This window comes from Stutzerimonas xanthomarina DSM 18231 (assembly GCF_900129835.1).
Classification (GTDB): Bacteria; Pseudomonadota; Gammaproteobacteria; order Pseudomonadales; family Pseudomonadaceae; genus Stutzerimonas; species Stutzerimonas xanthomarina.
On record NZ_FQXA01000001.1, the window covers coordinates 941,693 to 958,567 of the forward strand.

Here is a 16,875-nt window from a genome sequence, read left to right on the forward strand (position 1 = left end):
TAAAAAGGGAACTGCAAACGCCAATTTTTTAGTGGATGCTTTCAGGCTTCGGATTGCGCCGGCTCGAGGCTGACCCACCACGGCAGGCGCCGGCTGACCCGCAGCGACAGTGTGCTCACCAGCACATCCAGCACGCGTTCGGTATCCGCGAGCGGGTAAGCACCCACCACGCGCAGGCCAGCGATGCGGGGATCACAGCCCAGATAGCCCTGGCGATAACGGCTGAGTTCGGCGAGAAATTCATCCAGCCGCAGGTTGTCAGCCAGGAGCACGCCACGAACCCAGGCCTGACGCCCCATGTGGACCGGCCGTTCGGGCTCGGCGTGTCGGGAGCCAAAGCTGATTTGCTGGCCCTGCAGGGCCATACGCGCACGTCCATTGACGGGTCGGATCTCAACGGAGCCATCGAACACGCTGAGCTGCGTACTGCCGTCACGCTGCAAGACCGAGAAACGAGCGGCTTCGTGGGTTTCCACGCTGCCTTCGGCGGTGCGCAGCAGTAGGGGGCGCGGTTCATTGCTTGCCTGCACCAGCAGCTCGCCACGGTAGAGCGACAGTTGGCGAACCTGATCATCGAGCACGACGTCCACGGCGCTGTCGGTGTTGAGCCACAGGTGCGAACCCTCGGGCAATGGCCAATCACGCACTTCGCCCACGGCCGTGCGTTCATCAGCCGTCCAGCTGCGCCAGGGCATGACACCACCCGCCACAGCCAGAACGCCGCCTCCTAGAATGACGGAAAGGCTTTTCAGTGCCTGTCGTCGAGTCGGCTGAGGGCGCTGCATTAAACTGCTCGCCTTGGCGCCAAACGGATCGCGGGAGAGCGGCTCGAATCGACCTCTGATCTGTTCAACGCGTTGCCATGCGCGCGCGTGCTCGGGGTTGCTGAGCCAACGCTGCCACGCCTCGCGGTCGTCATCGCTGGCACTGTCCGACTGCAGCACAGCGAACCACTGCGCGGCGGCCTGCAGCACCTGGTAGTCCAGCACCTAGTCGTCCTCAATCAGGGTCAGGCAGTGCAACATGGCCTGCGCCATGTATTTTTTGACCATCCGCTCGGACACGCCCAGCTCCAGCCCGATCGAGGCGTAGGTCATGCCATGCAGTTGTGACAGGAGGAAGGCACGTCGCACCTTGTCCGGTAGTCGAGCCAGCATGGCGTCGACCTGCATCAGTGTTTCGATTACCAGCGCCTGGGATTCCGGCGATGGTGCAACCGCCTCCGGCTGCAGCGCGATGGCTTCCAGATACGCCTGCTCGATCTGCCGACGGCGCCAATGGTTGATCAGCAGGCCGCGGGCGATGATGTGCAGATACGCACGCGGTTCACGGATCGCATCCAGCCCCCGATCCTTGCTCAGCACCCGGACGAAGGTGTCCTGGGCAAGATCAGCCGCCCTCTGGCTGCAGCCGAGCTGACGCCGCAGCCAACCGTTCAGCCAGCCCTGATGATCGACATAAAGTCGATGCACCAGTTGTTGCCGGGCCAATCCATCAGCTGCCATCACTCGCCGCCTTTTAATATAAGACGCGAATGCTAACGCTTCTCAACAATAAAGTCCTATGGGGTTTTTTGCTCTGATCTTTTCGGCCGGCTGGACTAGGCTATCGAATAACTGATCGGCAGGAGACTTTCATGACCCGTTTCGCCCGACTCACCCTGGTCGCATTGGTTGCCGCTTCCTTGCCTGCTCAGGCAGCTCAGCTACTTCCTGGGCTGTGGGAGTTCACCAGCGAAGAGCTGGTAGTCGATGGCATGCAGATGCCTGGCATGTCCGAAATGTTGGCGCAGATGAAGGAGCTGCCACCCGAACAGCGCAAGATGATGGAAAGCATGCTCGCCGAGCAAGGCGTCGAGCTGGGTTCCGGCGGCATCCGCATCTGCCTGAGCGAAGCTCAGGTCGAATCACGCAAGCTGCCCTTTCAGGACGAGCCCGGTTGCACGCAAGAAGTGCTTGAGCAAACCGACAGCCTGTGGCGATTCCGCTTCGAGTGCCCGGATGCTAAGGGTCACGGCGAGACCAAGGTCATCAACGAACGAGAAGTGGCCAACACCATCGAGACGTCGTACTCAGTGGGCGAGCAACAAGGCACCAGTCGGATGCAATCGCGCGGTCATTGGGTTGGCGAAGACTGCGGCCCACTGCAGCCTCAGAACTGACCAGCGCAACGTTTCACGTGGAACCCAACGCGATCGCTAACAGCTACTCGGTAGTCCATTCGCCCGCACTGTTCTGCTCGCAGGCGGGCTGCAGAAAACGTGCATCGCTGGCGACGCCGTAGTAATGGATGTCCTGGCGATACGGCATGTTCGAAACCTGGGCATTGCGACAGATGCCGAACGCGCCGGTCGGGCACTGCTCGATGAAGGTCACTTCGACCTTCTGGTCCTTGAGGGCGGGTTGGCAGAAGCCGGTGCGGAACAGCTCACCGGGAATGCTGCGATTCTGCTGGCATATTTTTACCTCGATCCGGTCATCCTGGCTGTGAACGATGCAACCTTCTGCAAGCGCCTCTGCGCAAAGCCCCATCATCATCAGCAGCACATACAGCGAACGCATCACCAGCTCCTCCGGTTCGAACGCCGCGACTCTAGCACGCAAGCCTGAAAACCGCTTTCCTCCGCTCAGCAGAATGCGCACCATACCGCCATGCTTTCCAAAATCCCGACCCATCTCATCAGCGGCTCACTCGGCGCCGGCAAGACCAGCCTGATCCGTGCGCTCCTGGCGCAGCGCCCGGCAAACGAGCACTGGGCAGTGCTGATCAACGAGTTCGGCCAGATCGGGCTCGATGCCGCGCTGCTAACGACCGACGACTCAGGTGTCAGCTTTACAGAAGTCGCCGGGGGCTGCCTGTGTTGCGTAAACGGGGTGCCCTTCCAGGTCGGCCTGGGCAGACTGCTGCGCCAATCCAAACCCGATCGGCTGTTCATCGAGCCCTCGGGCCTGGGCCATCCTGCCGAGCTGCTCAATCAGCTCTCATGCCCACCATGGAAAGATGTGCTCGCCGTGCAGCCCTGTGTGGCCGTCATTGACGGGCCGGCACAGCTCCGTGGTGAACCGCTCACTGAGAGCCAGCAGCAGTCACTGAACCACTGTGGTTTGTTGGTGATAAACAAGAGCGAAGGCCTGAACCCAACCGAGCGACATGCACTGCAAGCGCTGCTGCCACCGATACCGGTCTGCTGGACGCACCAGGGCCAGCTGCCGATCCGGGATTTGCCAGGCATCGATCAGCGCGCTGGTAATGCTGAAACTGCCCTACCGCTGACCGCTTCCAAGGCGAGCCTTGGCAGTGTTTGGCTGGACCCGCTACAACCGCAGTGCCAGAGCCAGGGTAACGCCGAGGGCTGGAGCATCGGCTGGCGCTGGCACCCCAGCCAGCGCTTCGATCTAAGGCGGATCAAGGAATGGCTGGAATCGCTCGACTGGCGACGCGCCAAACTGGTCATGCACGGCGCTCACGGCTGGCAGTCAGCCAACGCACTAGACGGCCACCCTCTCGCATTCAATCCCAGCGAATGGCGCAAGGACTCACGGCTCGAGCTGATCTTCGCTGAGCCGCAGACTGAAAAAGGTCTGAACGATGCGCTGGTTACGTGCCGGCTATGAGCTGGCGGCTATTCGCCGCGACGCCGCCAATCGTCCATCTGAACGACCTGCCCGGAGTCCTGACGGGCCGGAAACGGATGAGCATCCATCTCTATCGGGCCCGGTCGGACACCAAACATCACGATGCTGCCCTGATGCCGCTGCTCACCGGTAACGGTGAACTCGAAGCCGTATACCCGTGCAAAGCGGCGCTGGCTGCGGGCGTCCCGGATCAACCCGAGGCGACGAAAGGCAACGTTGCCGTCAAGCAGCTCTACATCCATCTTGCTGCAGTGCTGCCGCACAGCCGTTAGCGCCCGCTCGCGAATGCCATAGGAGTGCCACAGCCAGGCGCCTATGCTGAGCAGCACCAGAAAGATGAATACATTACCGAGGGTCACCATGCCTGACACTGCCGGCAGATCCGCACGCAGCACGAACCATCAAGCGCCGACCGCGACGCAACAGGAATTCGGCGCATCAGCTCTCTAGCCACACGTCGCGCACCCAGTGCCAGACCGACTCCCAGCTCTCCTCAGTCATCTCATGCTCGCTGCCATCGAACAGCATGACCTCGCCTTCGAGATCCACTACGTAGAAATCCGGGCCGTCCTGGCAAATGGGCAGCAGGTCTCGCTCTACACCGGCGTCCCAGGCGTTGGCGGCCACTTCGGGCAGATAGGTGTGCGCTTGTGGATCGACCGCGGTCACCGGCTCCAGACGCCCGTAAACCACGTCACTGACCGTGAGCAGAAATTCGCGCAGGCCGAACGGTAAGTTGATCAGCAACTCTTCCTCGACCTCGACCAACCGGTCGTCGTCTGGCAGCTCCAGCGGCACCGGAACCGGTTCGTTTAGCTCCCGTAGCTGCTCGATTACTTCTTCCATGACAGTCCCCCTTCGACGGTCTTGAGAATGCGCCGTTTATACAAGCCCTCGCATTGGCTAGCCAGTACCAGTCGCGCTAAAGTGGCGGCCGCACGAAAAAACGGCGTTTCTCACGCCTTGCAAACGCAGCGCCGCAGGCACCAACCTGGACAACAGCCGCACGGATGCCGGCTCGTAGCGCTCAGTCGCTCGAGCCTGACGAGGAGATAACGTGGCATCCACCGTAGAACAACAACGGCTCGCGGAGGCTTACGCCCAATGCGGTGAAGAGCCCATCCATATCCCCGGCAGTATCCAACCCCATGGCTTTCTGCTGGTGCTTGACGAGCCGCAGCTGACCATCATCCAAGCCAGTGAGAACGTTTCGAAGTGGCTCGGCGTCAATGCCCAGGCCTTGCTCGGCCGCCCTTTGACCGACCTCATCGGCGAGTGCGGCTTTGCCGATCGCTTGGCCACCCTGGCCGAGGATGACCACAATCCGTTTCATCTAAGGGATATCAGCTTCACGCTGCCGGATCGCACCGATCGTCCCTCGTTTGCCTTGATGGCTCACCGCTTTGCTGGGCAACTGATCGTCGAATTTGAATCCGCAGGCAGCTCCGGCCAAGCCTACGATACGCTTTATCCACTGATGCGCACCTTTGTTGTGCAGCTCCAGGAGGCGCAGGAGCTCGAGCTCATTTGTCAGCTGGCCGTGCGCGAGGTCAAGCGCATCACTGGCTTCGGCCGGGTCAAGGCATACCGTTTCGATGCACAAGGCAACGGTCTGGTGCTGGCCGAAGATGCTGACGAGGGTTATCCGCGCTACCTCGGGCTGTGCTTTCCGGCCACAGACATTCCGCCACAGGCACGTCAGCTTTATAAGAGCAACCTGATCCGGGTGATTCAGGACGCGAACTACCAGCCCTCCCCGCTGGCTCCGCCGCTCAATCCGAACACAGGGAAACCGCTGGACCTGAGCTTCGCCTCGCTTCGCAGCGTGTCGCCCGTCCATCTGCAATACATGCGCAACATGGGCACCCTCGCCTCCATGTCGATTTCCATCGTCATTCGCGACCAGCTCTGGGGCATGATTTCCTGCCATAACGCCTCGCCGCGCGCGGTGAGCTACCAGACCCGCACGGCCTGCGAGCTGCTGGGGCGAATTCTTTCGTTGCAGATCGAGGCCAAGGAAGGTGCGGTACTGGCTCAACGCAAGCTGGAACTGCGGCGGCAGATCGTCGAGCTGCTTTCGGCGATGGCTGATCGCGACAGCGTCATCGAAGGCTTCAAAAGCCTGCCCTCGGTGGCGCTTGCGTTTGCCGGCGCTACTGGCGCTGCAATCGTTTCCGGCGAAAGTCACGAAACGGTCGGTGAGACTCCGCCGTCCGAGCTGCTTATCCGTTTGACGTTGTGGCTGTCGCAGCAGCATGAGCGGCTGTCGTTCAGCACCGATTGCGTCTCGCGCGATATCGCCGCTATTCCGGAACTGGCCGAGCACTGTGCCGGCCTGTTGGCGGTATCGATTTCGCGCCTGCACCCGCACTACCTGCTCTGGTTCCGCCCGGAACAGATCAAGACGGTGAACTGGGCGGGCCAGGCGGATAAGCAGAGTGACGCGCACGGCCGGTTGTCACCACGCGACAGCTTCGAAAGCTGGCGCGAGACCGTCCGTGGCTACGCCGAGCCCTGGCAGCAGGTCGAACTGGAAGGCGCCCTCGAGCTGCGTACCGCCGTGCTCGGCATCGTGCTGCGCAAGGCCGAGGAAATGGCGCAGCTTGCTGGGGAGCTACGCGAAAGCAACAAGGAGCTGGAGTCGTTTTCCTACAGCGTTTCGCATGATCTGCGCGCCCCGTTGCGGCACATCGCCGGCTACACGGAACTGCTGGGCGAGCTTGAAGGCAGCAAGCTCAGCGAACGCGGCTTGCGCTTTCTCGACAACATTGGTGACGCGGCTCGGTTCGCAGGGACGCTCGTCGACAACCTGCTGAGTTTTTCCCAGATGGGCCGCGCCGCGCTGCGCCTGTCTGACGTGAACCTCTATGCGTTGGTCGAATCCATTCGTCAGGAGATGGCTCCGGACTGCGAGGGCCGGCAGATAGAATGGCAGGTCCATCCGATGCCGATTGTGGTAGCGGATGCCGCCTTCATTCATATGGCCCTGCGCAACCTGGTCTCCAACGCGATCAAGTACAGCCGCAAACGCGAACACGCGGTCATCGAGATCGGCGCCGAAGAGCGTGCCGAAGAAATTATCGTCTATGTCCGTGACAACGGTGTGGGCTTCAACATGCAGTACGCCAACAAGCTGTTCGGTGTGTTTCAGCGCTTGCACCGAATGGAAGAATTCGAGGGCACCGGCATCGGTCTGGCCAGTGTGCGCCGGATCATCGAACGCCACGATGGTCAGGTGTGGGCCAACGGTGAGGTCGGCCACGGCGCAACCTTCTTCTTTTCGCTGCCCAGACTCAGCTACGCGTCATCCATTTAGTACGGGACCCTAAATGCTCAAACCCATTCTGTTGGTCGAGGATAATCCTCACGACCTGGAGCTGACACTGGTCGCGCTTGAGCGCAGCCAGTTGGCCAATGAGGTGATCGTCATGCGTGACGGTGCCGAGGCGCTCGACTACCTGCTACGTCGTGAAGATTATGCAAGCCGCGCCGGTGGCAACCCGGCCGTGCTTCTCCTCGACCTCAAGCTGCCCAAGGTGGATGGCCTGGAAGTGCTCAAGACCGTACGTGAGACCGCCGAGCTGCGCAGTATTCCCGTGGTCATGCTGACCTCTTCGCGTGAAGAACCCGACCTGGCAAAAGCCTATGAACTCGGGGTGAACGCTTACGTCGTCAAGCCGGTCGAATTTCGGGATTTCGTAGCGGCCATTTCGGATTTGGGGATTTTTTGGGCGGTGCTCAACGAACCGCCACCGGGCTCGTTTCGGCTGAAGCGCCAACGCCGCGACCGTCCAGACGACGACACCGCTGACTGAGAAGCCTGCGCTTCATACGATCTCAACTGAACCACGACACGCCGTGCGACTCCCGCGACAGGATGGTTATGCCGCCGAAAACTACTATCAGCGTCCTGTTCGTCGAAGACAGCCCGCACGATGCCGAACTGGCATTGCTGACCCTCGAGCGGTGTGGTTACACCATCGACACGGAGATCGTCTTCGACCGCGCAGGTGTCGTCGAAGCCTTGCAGCGTCGGCGCTTCGACCTGATTCTTTCGGATTACATCCTGCCAGGCTATTCCGGTAGCCAGGCGTTGCAGGAAGCCAGACAGCTGGCCCCTGACACACCCTTCATCTTCCTATCCGGCGTATTCGGAGAGGAACATGCCGTCAACATGATGCGCTCCGGCGCCATCGACTATGTACTCAAGCAAAACCTCGGATTCCTGCCCAAGGCCGTCGAGCGTGCCCTCAGCGAAGTCACGGAGCGCCGAGGCCGCCTGCGCGCCGAAGAAGCCCTGCGGGAAGTGGAGGTGCGCGCTCGTCTGGCGATCGATGCTGCCGGCCTGGGCATGTGGGATTGCGAGCCGGAGAGCGGCACGATGATCCTTGATCGACGCTGCCGCGCAATGTTTGGTCTGGCAGGCGATGTGCCCGTCAATATTCGGGAGTTCGAAGCGCTCTGCCATCCGGATGATTTACAGCGCATCCGCGAAGAGATTTGGGCCACCCTCTCCTACGCCGGCGACAAGGAGTTCACTGTCGATTACCGGATCCTGCTCGACGACGGGCAGGTGCGTTGGGTGGAAATTCGTGGTCAGGGCTTCTACGAAGGCGGAACAGGCAAACGCTTCATTGGCGTGGTGATGGATGTCACCGAGCAAAAGCAGGCCACCGAGGCGCTCAAGCGGATGAATGAGACGCTTGGCGAGCGCGTGGAGGCGCGCACTCGGGAGCGCGACCGAACGTGGGAGTTATCACGCGACCTGCTCGTAGTGATGCGCTTCGATACGACCGTCGTCGCCCTCAACCCCGTCTGGGAAGCCACCCTCGGCTGGCCCCGTAAACAGCTGGTAGATCAACCTTTGTGGGCTTTGGTGCATCCCGATGACCTCAGTGCCACGCTCGAGGAAACCGACCGCATCCGCCTGGGCAACGTGACGGATCGCTTCGTCAATCGCATGCAGCACAGCAACGGTGGCTATCGCTGGTTCTCCTGGACGGCGGTGCCTGAAGGCGATCGGATGTATGCCGCCGGGCGTGACATCACCAGTGAGATCGCAGCGGTCGACCGGCTCGCCGCTGCGAATCGCGAGCTGACCGAGCAGATCAAAGAACGCGAGCGCATCGAAGCTACCCTGCAGCAGATGCAGCGTCTCGAGGCGGTCGGCCAGCTCACCGCCGGGGTCGCCCACGACTTTAATAATCTCCTGACCGTCATACTCACCAGCGCCAGCTTCCTCAAGAACGACCTTGAGCGAGGCGCACCGATCGCCAAATCACTGAGCCGCCTGCAATACATCCAGGAATCCGGCGAGCGTGGCGCAACCCTGACCAGCCAATTGCTGGCCTTCGCCCGCCGCCAACAACTGGCTCCTAAAGCGGTAGATCTCAACGACACACTGGTGGGTCTGCTCAGCCTCTTGCACAGCACGCTCGGCGGCGCCGTCACCATCGAGACCGATACCCGCGCCGGGCTCTGGCATGCGCTGGTCGACCCAACCCAGATCGAGATGATCATCCTCAACCTGGCGATCAATGCCCGCGATGCCATGGGCTCCAGCGGTAAGTTGACCCTCGGTACGGCCAATGCGGTGGTGGACATACCCGCCCTGCGCGCCGAAGAGCCCGCCCCGGGCGAGTATGTGGTCCTGTCCGTCACCGACACGGGCACAGGCATGAGCGATGAGGTCCTGCAGAAGGCATTCGAACCTTTCTTCACCACAAAAGAGGTGGGCAAAGGTTCGGGACTCGGATTGGCACAGGTGTTTGGCTTCGCCAAGCAGTCCGGTGGCGGCGCACGCATCGAAACCGACCTGGGTGTCGGCACGACGGTGAAGGTGTACCTGCCCCGCGTGATGGCACCGGAACTGCCGACCGGTACGCCCGAGCCCGATCACAGCACGCCCATCGGCGACGCGTCCCACACGGTGCTACTGGTCGACGACGATAACAGCGTGCGAGAAGTAACCGCACAGATGCTAGGCAACCTCGGATACCTGGTCATCCAGGCTGACAGTGGCCAGGCGGCATTGGACCTGCTGCAAGATGGCGCAAGCGTGGACCTGCTATTGGCCGATTTCGCCATGCCGGGCATGAATGGCGGCGAACTGGCACGCGCTGTCTTGTCGCGTTATCCAAAGCTGCCTGTGGTATTCGTCACCGGTTATGCCGAGCTCGGTGAACTCGGCATGGGTACCTCGACGATTATTCAGAAGCCGTTCCGCGAGGAGCATCTGGCCGCAAAGCTCAATATGGCCCTTAAAGAAAGTGTGCCGGCCTGATGGAGTTGCTCCGTTCTCGCCTGCGAGCGGCTACCGCACCGCACCATCAGCGCGTCGATGCCGCCTTTTCTGCGTTCCCGCTGGAGCAAATCGACGGCTACCGTGACTTTCTTCGAGCACATGCCCAGGTCGTTGACCCGCTAGAAGTCGCGCTCGAAGCATCCGATATCGAGGCCATGGTCAACGATTGGCCCCAGCGTCAACGACGCCACGCGCTGTCTGCGGATCTGGCGGAGCTGGAAGGCCGGCCACCGGTAACGGAATCAATCTCCTATCCACTTCGGCCTGGCTGGTGTTTGGGCGCGGCCTACGTCATTGAAGGGTCACGGTTAGGCGGGCGCGTGCTGGCTAAACGCGTCGCCAGCAGCAACCCCAACGCGCCGTTGCGCTATCTGGCTGGCCACGGCACGACGCCGTCATGGGCAGACTTCCTCGAGCAGCTCGAGCGGCACGGTAAAACCCACCCGTGGGAGGATGTGCGGGCCGGCGCGATGGATACCTTCGAACGCTTCCTCGCCGCCGCAAAAACCCAACGTCCATAACGCAGAAAAGCCCTTTCGGGCTTTTCTTCTGACTTCAACCGCTGTCGCCTTTATTCCACCGTCACACTCTTGGCCAAGTTGCGGGGCTGATCGACATCGGTTCCGCGCAGCACCGCGACGTAGTAGGAGAGCAGCTGCAACGGCAGGGTATAGAGGATCGGGGCCAGCACATCGTGAATGTGCGGCATGCTCACGATGAAGGTGCCCTCGCCGTTTTCGATGCCGGCTTCTCGATCGGCGAATACGATCAACTCGCCGCCCCGGGCACGGACCTCCTGCAGGTTGGACTTGAGCTTTTCCAGCAGCTCGTTGTTAGGCGCCACCGTCACCACCGGCATGTCCGCATCAACCAGCGCCAACGGGCCATGCTTGAGCTCACCGGCTGGATACGCCTCGGCATGGATGTAGGAGATCTCTTTAAGCTTGAGCGCGCCTTCCATCGCCACCGGATACTGCGCGCCACGGCCCAGAAACAGCGTGTGATGCTTCTCGGCGAAGTGCTCGGAGATTTTCTCGACGGTGGTATCCATTGCCAGCGCCTCGCCCAAACGGGTCGGCAGTCGGCGCAGCTCGTCGATCAACTCCGCTTCCAGTGCCGGGGCCAGGGTGCCGCGCACTTGCCCTAACGACAGCGTCAGCAGCAGAAGGCCGACCAGCTGCGTGGTAAAGGCCTTGGTCGAAGCCACCCCGATTTCGGGCCCGGCCTGGGTCAGCAGGGTCAGGTCGGACTCGCGCACCAATGAGCTGATCCCAACGTTGCAGATCGCCAGGCTGGCGAGATAGCGTCCCTCCTCGTCCGTACGCGCCTTGGCGTTGCGCAGCGCCGCGAGCGAATCGGCGGTCTCGCCGGACTGAGAGATGGTCACGAACAGGGTGTTGGGCTGCACCACCACCTTGCGGTAGCGGAACTCACTGGCGACCTCGACCTGGCAAGGGATGCCAGCCAGTTCTTCCAACCAGTAACGGGCCACCATGCCGGCGTGGTAACTGGTACCGCAGGCGACGATCTGCACGTTACGCACCTTGGCAAACAACTCAGCAGCCTGCGGCCCGAACGCCTGCACCAACACCTGATGCTCTCCGAGGCGGCCTTCCAGGGTGCGCTGGACGACCTTGGGCTGTTCGTGGATTTCCTTGAGCATGAAGTGGCGATACTCGCCCTTGTCAGCGGCTTCGGCGCCCTCGTGGTACTGCACGCTTTCGCGCTCCACCGGCTGACCATTCACATCCCAGATCTGTACGCTCTCACGGCGGATCTCGGCGATGTCACCTTCTTCCAGGTACATGAAACGGTCGGTTACCTGGCGCAAGGCCAGCTGATCGGATGCGAGAAAGTTCTCGCCCATTCCGAGACCAATAACCAGCGGGCTGCCGCTGCGCGCGGCGAGCAGGCGATCCGGTTGCTTGGCGCTGACCACCGCCAGACCGTAAGCGCCATGCAGCTCCTTGACCGCCGCCTTGAGCGCGACAGTCAGATCGCCGAGCTCGTCGAGCTTGTGCCGCAGCAGGTGGACGATGACCTCCGTGTCGGTGTCGGAGACGAAAACGTAGCCCAGACCCTTCAATTGATGGCGCAAGGCTTCGTGGTTTTCGATAATGCCGTTATGCACAACGGCCAGATCTTCACCGGAAAAATGCGGGTGTGCGTTGCGCTCGCAGGGTGCGCCGTGGGTGGCCCAGCGGGTATGAGCGATGCCCAGACGACCGTTGAGCTGTTCCTGCTGTTGCGCCTGTTCCAGCTCGGCAACCTTGCCAGAACGGCGCAAACGATTGAGCGTGCCATGGCCATCCAGCACCGCAATACCGGCGCTGTCGTAGCCGCGGTATTCGAGGCGCTTGAGACCCTCAAGCAGGATTGGAGTGATGTTACGTTCGGCGACGGCGCCAACAATGCCACACATGTTCAGGTCTCCAGATGGGTTTCGACGGCCGCGCAGATCAGCTTGACGCCGCGGGCCTGAATGCTTGAACGCGCCTCGACGGTGAGGCGATCATCCGTTATGAGGGTATGAATGTCGGCCCAGGGCAATTCCAGATTGGGTATGCGCCGGCCGATCTTGTCGGACTCGGCGAGCACGATGACCTCGCGCGCCACTTCAGCCATGACGCGCGACAGGCCGAGCAATTCGTTGAATGTCGTGGTGCCACGCTGCAAGTCGATGCCGTCGGCGCCGATGAACAGCTGATCGAAATCGTAGGAACGCAGCACCTGCTCGGCCACCTGCCCCTGGAAAGACTCGGAATGCGGGTCCCAGGTGCCGCCGGTCATCAGTAGCGTGGGTTCGTGTTCCAGCTCGCGCAGCGCGTTGACCACACCCAGCGAATTGGTCATGACCAACAGGCCGTGCTTGTGGCCCAGTTCGGGAATCATCGCGGCCGTGGTTGTGCCGCTGTCGATGATGATGCGGGCGTGCTCGCGGATGCAGCTAACGGCCGCTCGAGCGATGGCTTGCTTCCAGGGCGAGACGGGCTGGGCGCTGTCGCCAATCAGCTCCTGCGGCAAGGGCACCGCACCGCCGTAACGGCGCAACAGAAGACCATTTTTTTCCAGCGCAGCGAGGTCCTTGCGTATGGTGACCTCGGACGTCTCGAAGCGCTTGGACAGCTCATCGACGCTCACTTCGCCTTGCCCATTGAGCAAGGCGAGAATGGCGTGGCGTCGTTGCGGTGTGTTGCGTTTCGACATTGCGTAAGTTTCGATTCGAAAGATAACCCGCGAATCAAAACTTATCTTGTCGCGCTCGTCAACCGCCGTGAGGCGTCAAACGCGGAAATAGCCCATGAGACTCTGCTGATGGTTCGCCAGCTGGTTCAGCGCCTGGCTGACCCGCGCAGATTCATCCGCCTGTCCGGAAAGCGATTCAGTAACGTCCCGTATCCCCGCCACATTACGGTTGATCTCCTCAGCGACCGCGCTCTGCTCCTCAGCGGCGCTGGCGATCTGCAGGTTCATGTCGGAAATCACCGCCACCGCATCCCCAATCTTACGCAACGCCGCGACAGCATTGCCCACCTGGTCGACGCTGCCTTGAGCCTGACTACGGCTGCCCTGCATGGCTGTTACCACATCGCGGGTACCGCTCTGCAGGCGCTCGATAACCTGGCGGATCTCTTCGATGGATTCCTGGGTGCGCCGGGCCAGGCTGCGCACCTCATCGGCCACGACGGCGAATCCGCGCCCGGCTTCGCCAGCCCGTGCTGCCTCGATCGCCGCGTTCAGGGCCAGCAGATTGGTCTGTTCGGCAATCGCGCGGATCACCTCCAGTACCGATCCAATCTGCTCGCTGCTGGCTGCCAGACTCTCCACTTGAGTCATGGCACGGTTGAGCTCATCCGCCAGACTGCCAATGCTTTGCGTGGTGTTGTCGATCACGCTAAGCCCCTCGTGGGTGGCCTGGTCCGCGTCCCGTGCCGCTTCAGCGGCTTGCGCGGCGTTGCGCGCGACGTCTTGCGCGGTGGCGCTCATCTCCTGCGACGCCGTCGCGACCTGATCAACCTCGCGGAATTGCTGCTGCATGCCGGCGCTGGTCTGGCTGGCAATCGCAGCCGACTGGTCAGCGCTGCTGCGGGCATCCTGCACCGAGCGCTTCACATCGGCGATGGTGGGCTGCAGCTTGTCGAGGAAGCGATTGAACCATCCCGCCAGGGCTCCGAGCTCATCATCACGGCTGTATTCCAACCGGCGCGTGAGATCGCCTTCTCCACTGGCGATGTCTTTGAGCATCGCCGCCACCCCTTCGATTGGCCGGGTGACGCCTCGCGCGGTCAGCCACATCAGCGCCAGGCCCAACAGCACCGCGCCAAGCCCGATGGCCAGTGCGATCATGCTGTCCTTGCGGCTCTGCGCCTGCAATGCCTGTTCAAGACGTTGTGCCGGACCGAGCAGCACCTGCCGTGGTACCTCCAGCAAGATCGCCCAGGGAGCAAGTTCGGGTATCGGCTGCACGGGTTGCAGCACGCGAAGCATGTCGCCGCTTTCGAGCATCGCCTTCTGGCCCGCATCGACAGCGCGACCAATTGCCTCGCTTTCTGGGCCAAAAGCAGCACCCAAGGATTTGCCGAGCAAACCGGCGTCGCGGCTGTGCCCACCCAGCAGCTTTGCCGGACTGATAACACTGAGCTGGCCTTCGCCCTGATACAACTCCTGATGTGCCTGTTCGCTGAGTTGTTGGAGCGACGCCAGGCTGATGTCGACGCCGACCACGCCAATCGCCTTGTCACCCACGATCAACGGAAAGGCAACGCTTGTCATCAATAGCTGCTGGCCTTCGATGTCATCGAAATAAGGGTCCAGCAGGCAGGCCCGAGCACTGTCGCGAGCGCAGCTGTACCAGGCGTTGTAGGGTGCGCCGCTGATGCTCGGCGTGGTGTCGGCAAGCACCTCTTCGCTCATGGTTTCGGCCGTAAGCTGGCCAGGCGTGCGTTGCGACCAGTACAGCGAGAAACGGCCGCTGTCGTTGCCGCCCATTTCCGGGTTATCGATGAACATGCCGTCCTTGTCGTCCAGCGCGTCGGTTTCGAACACTACGTAAATACCGATCAGATCAGGGTTCGTCTCCAAGGCGGTCTTGACCTGACGATGCAGGTCTTCCCGCAGCTCGAAGGCGTTGGACATGCGCTCGATGGATTGCGCGCGCAGCGACAACACCTGGCGGGCGAACCCCTGACCATACTGATAGGCATCGTTGAACTGACGCTCGATTCGCAAGGCCTGAGATAAACCGCGTGCCTGCAGGTTGTCGCGCGCCGACTCTTCGAGCATGGCAGCGCTCGAAGCACTGACCAGAGCCACGGTCTGGCGCGATTGATAAAGTGAAGCACCAATTAGCAGGCCAACGATCAGCAGCAGGCAGAGACCAGCCAGCAGGGTGAGCTTCCACTGGATAGACAGTCGATTGAGGGAGAGCATAGGCGCGTCCTGTTTTGTTATGCCCTACTAGATCGGCTAGATGTACGATCTCTTGAGCGCCTCCAGGACAAACGCATCGCCGTACGTCGGGCACCGGAGTGCTCGACGGCTGTGGCTCACTTACGAAACTTCTGCGGTCGCTGCCAGCCCTCGATCAATGTCTGGCGGGCCCGGCCCAGGGCCAGACTGCCAGCCGGCACGTCAGCAGTGATCACCGATCCGGCACCGGTGGTAGCGCCATCCCCAAGGTTCACCGGAGCTACCAATGAGCTGTTGGAGCCGATAAAGACGTCTTCGCCCATGACCGTGCGGGACTTGTTGGCTCCATCGTAGTTGCAGGTGATGGTGCCGGCGCCGATATTGGTTCGCGCGCCGATTTCCGCATCGCCCAGATAAGCCAGATGTCCAGCCTTGGCGCCCTCACCCATGTGTGAGTTTTTCACCTCGACGAAATTTCCGACGTGCGCCTTCGCGCCCAGTACCGCACCGGGACGCAAGCGAGCGAACGGTCCGCAGTCTGCACCCTCGCCCAATTCGGCGCCTTCCAGATGGGAGTTGGCCTTGACCACCGCTCCGCGGCGCAGCGTGCTGTTGCGAATCACGCAATTCGGTCCGATCTCGACGCCGTCCTCAATAACGACGTTACCTTCGAGAATCACGTTTACGTCGATCAGTACATCACGGCCGACGGTGACCTCGCCGCGCAGGTCGAAGCGAGCCGGATCCCGCAATGTCACGCCTTGGGCCATCAAATGGCGCGCAGCGCGTTGCTGATAATGTCGCTCGAGATCGGCCAGTTGGATGCGGTCGTTGGCACCCTGTACTTCCATGGCATGCTGCGGTTGTTCGGTGGCGATCGTCAGACCATCAGCCACGGCCATGGCGATGACGTCAGTCAGGTAGTACTCACCTTGGGCGTTGCTATTGGACAGCCTTCCCAGCCATTCGCCGAGCCGCTCGCCCGGCACTGCAAGAATCCCGGTATTGCCTTCACTGATCTGCTTCTGCTCGGCGTTGGCATCCTTGTGCTCGACGATCGCCTGGACTAGGCCCCGTTCATCGCGGACGATGCGACCGTAACCGGTCGGGTCGTCGAGACTCACCGTGAGCAGCGCCAGTTGCTGCGATCCGACTTTATGCAGAAGACGATCCAGTGTTGCGGCCTCGATCAGCGGTACGTCGCCGTAAAGAATCAGGACTCGTTCGGCTGTGAGGGCCGGAAGTGCCTGAGCCACGGCGTGTCCGGTGCCTAGCTGCTCGGCCTGGACGACAAAGTTCAGATCATCCGACGCCAGCCGCTCGCGTACCAGCTCGGCGCCATGGCCAATCACCACATGGATGGCCTTCGGCTTAAGGCCACGAGCGGTGTCGATGACGTGACCGAGCATGGATTGTCCGGCGATCGGATGAAGCACTTTGGGCAGGGCAGAACGCATGCGCGTACCCTGACCGGCTGCAAGAATGACGATATCGAGAGACATGGCAGATCCTGAACAATCGTGACTT

15 protein-coding genes are annotated in these 16,875 nt (G+C 61.5%); 6 read left to right on the plus strand and 9 right to left on the minus strand.

Features of this window, described 5'->3' with window-relative positions:
- Positions 1–41 precede the first annotated feature (41 nt).
- Both BUE09_RS04200 and BUE09_RS04205 read right to left on the minus strand, forming a co-directional pair.
- A complete protein-coding gene (locus tag BUE09_RS04200; protein WP_073299420.1) occupies positions 42–989 on the minus strand; it encodes a FecR domain-containing protein in 948 nt (315 codons plus the stop codon).
- Complete coding sequence (locus tag BUE09_RS04205) at positions 990–1,505, minus strand: sigma-70 family RNA polymerase sigma factor (RefSeq protein ID WP_073299421.1); 516 nt, start codon at positions 1,503–1,505, stop codon at positions 990–992.
- 131 nt (positions 1,506–1,636) lie between these two features.
- Between BUE09_RS04205 and BUE09_RS04210 the strand changes: the two genes are divergently transcribed.
- Positions 1,637–2,161 carry a DUF3617 domain-containing protein gene (locus tag BUE09_RS04210; protein WP_073299422.1) on the plus strand — a complete coding sequence of 175 codons (525 nt, stop codon included), beginning with the start codon at positions 1,637–1,639 and terminating at the stop codon, positions 2,159–2,161.
- Between the two features lie 43 nt (positions 2,162–2,204).
- Here the strand turns inward: BUE09_RS04210 and BUE09_RS04215 are convergent, their stop codons facing one another.
- A complete protein-coding gene (locus BUE09_RS04215) occupies positions 2,205–2,561 on the minus strand; it encodes an NADH:ubiquinone oxidoreductase (RefSeq protein ID WP_073299499.1) in 357 nt (118 codons plus the stop codon).
- A gap of 90 nt (positions 2,562–2,651) precedes the next feature.
- Here BUE09_RS04215 and BUE09_RS04220 point away from each other — a divergent pair, with 90 nt between their 5' ends.
- Positions 2,652–3,614 (plus strand): CobW family GTP-binding protein, encoded by a 963-nt coding sequence (locus BUE09_RS04220; protein ID WP_073299423.1) that lies wholly within the window; start codon positions 2,652–2,654, stop codon positions 3,612–3,614.
- Positions 3,615–3,622: 8 nt separating this feature from the next.
- On the opposite strand, the gene BUE09_RS04225 is transcribed toward BUE09_RS04220, so the two are convergent.
- Complete coding sequence (locus tag BUE09_RS04225) at positions 3,623–3,997, minus strand: DUF3301 domain-containing protein (protein WP_073299500.1); 375 nt, start codon at positions 3,995–3,997, stop codon at positions 3,623–3,625.
- A 76-nt stretch (positions 3,998–4,073) separates the two neighbouring features.
- A complete protein-coding gene (locus tag BUE09_RS04230) occupies positions 4,074–4,481 on the minus strand; it encodes an SMI1/KNR4 family protein (protein ID WP_073299424.1) in 408 nt (135 codons plus the stop codon).
- Between the two features lie 211 nt (positions 4,482–4,692).
- Between BUE09_RS04230 and BUE09_RS04235 the strand changes: the two genes are divergently transcribed.
- From BUE09_RS04235 to BUE09_RS04250, 4 genes are all read left to right on the plus strand, one after another.
- Positions 4,693–6,951 (plus strand): ATP-binding protein, encoded by a 2,259-nt coding sequence (locus tag BUE09_RS04235; RefSeq protein ID WP_073299425.1) that lies wholly within the window; start codon positions 4,693–4,695, stop codon positions 6,949–6,951.
- Positions 6,952–6,964: 13 nt separating this feature from the next.
- A complete protein-coding gene (locus tag BUE09_RS04240) occupies positions 6,965–7,450 on the plus strand; it encodes a response regulator (protein WP_073299426.1) in 486 nt (161 codons plus the stop codon).
- A gap of 68 nt (positions 7,451–7,518) precedes the next feature.
- Complete coding sequence (locus BUE09_RS04245) at positions 7,519–9,918, plus strand: hybrid sensor histidine kinase/response regulator (RefSeq protein ID WP_073299427.1); 2,400 nt, start codon at positions 7,519–7,521, stop codon at positions 9,916–9,918.
- The gene (locus BUE09_RS04250) at positions 9,918–10,460 is read left to right on the plus strand and encodes a biliverdin-producing heme oxygenase (RefSeq protein WP_073299428.1); all 543 of its coding nucleotides are present in this window, start codon (positions 9,918–9,920) and stop codon (positions 10,458–10,460) included. The genes BUE09_RS04245 and BUE09_RS04250 overlap by 1 nt, the downstream gene beginning before the upstream one ends.
- A 50-nt stretch (positions 10,461–10,510) precedes the next feature.
- Here the strand turns inward: BUE09_RS04250 and glmS are convergent, their stop codons facing one another.
- The 4 genes from glmS to glmU all read right to left on the minus strand — a co-directional run bounded on the left by glmS (position 10,511) and on the right by glmU (position 16,850).
- Positions 10,511–12,361 (minus strand): glutamine--fructose-6-phosphate transaminase (isomerizing), encoded by a 1,851-nt coding sequence (gene glmS / locus BUE09_RS04255; protein WP_073299429.1) that lies wholly within the window; start codon positions 12,359–12,361, stop codon positions 10,511–10,513.
- Positions 12,362–12,363: 2 nt separating this feature from the next.
- Positions 12,364–13,146 carry a DeoR/GlpR family DNA-binding transcription regulator gene (locus tag BUE09_RS04260; RefSeq protein ID WP_073299430.1) on the minus strand — a complete coding sequence of 261 codons (783 nt, stop codon included), beginning with the start codon at positions 13,144–13,146 and terminating at the stop codon, positions 12,364–12,366.
- Positions 13,147–13,221: 75 nt separating this feature from the next.
- The gene (locus BUE09_RS04265; RefSeq protein ID WP_073299431.1) at positions 13,222–15,369 is read right to left on the minus strand and encodes a methyl-accepting chemotaxis protein; all 2,148 of its coding nucleotides are present in this window, start codon (positions 15,367–15,369) and stop codon (positions 13,222–13,224) included.
- 116 nt (positions 15,370–15,485) lie between these two features.
- A complete protein-coding gene (glmU, locus tag BUE09_RS04270) occupies positions 15,486–16,850 on the minus strand; it encodes a bifunctional UDP-N-acetylglucosamine diphosphorylase/glucosamine-1-phosphate N-acetyltransferase GlmU (RefSeq protein ID WP_073299432.1) in 1,365 nt (454 codons plus the stop codon).
- Between the last annotated feature and the right edge of the window lie 25 nt (positions 16,851–16,875).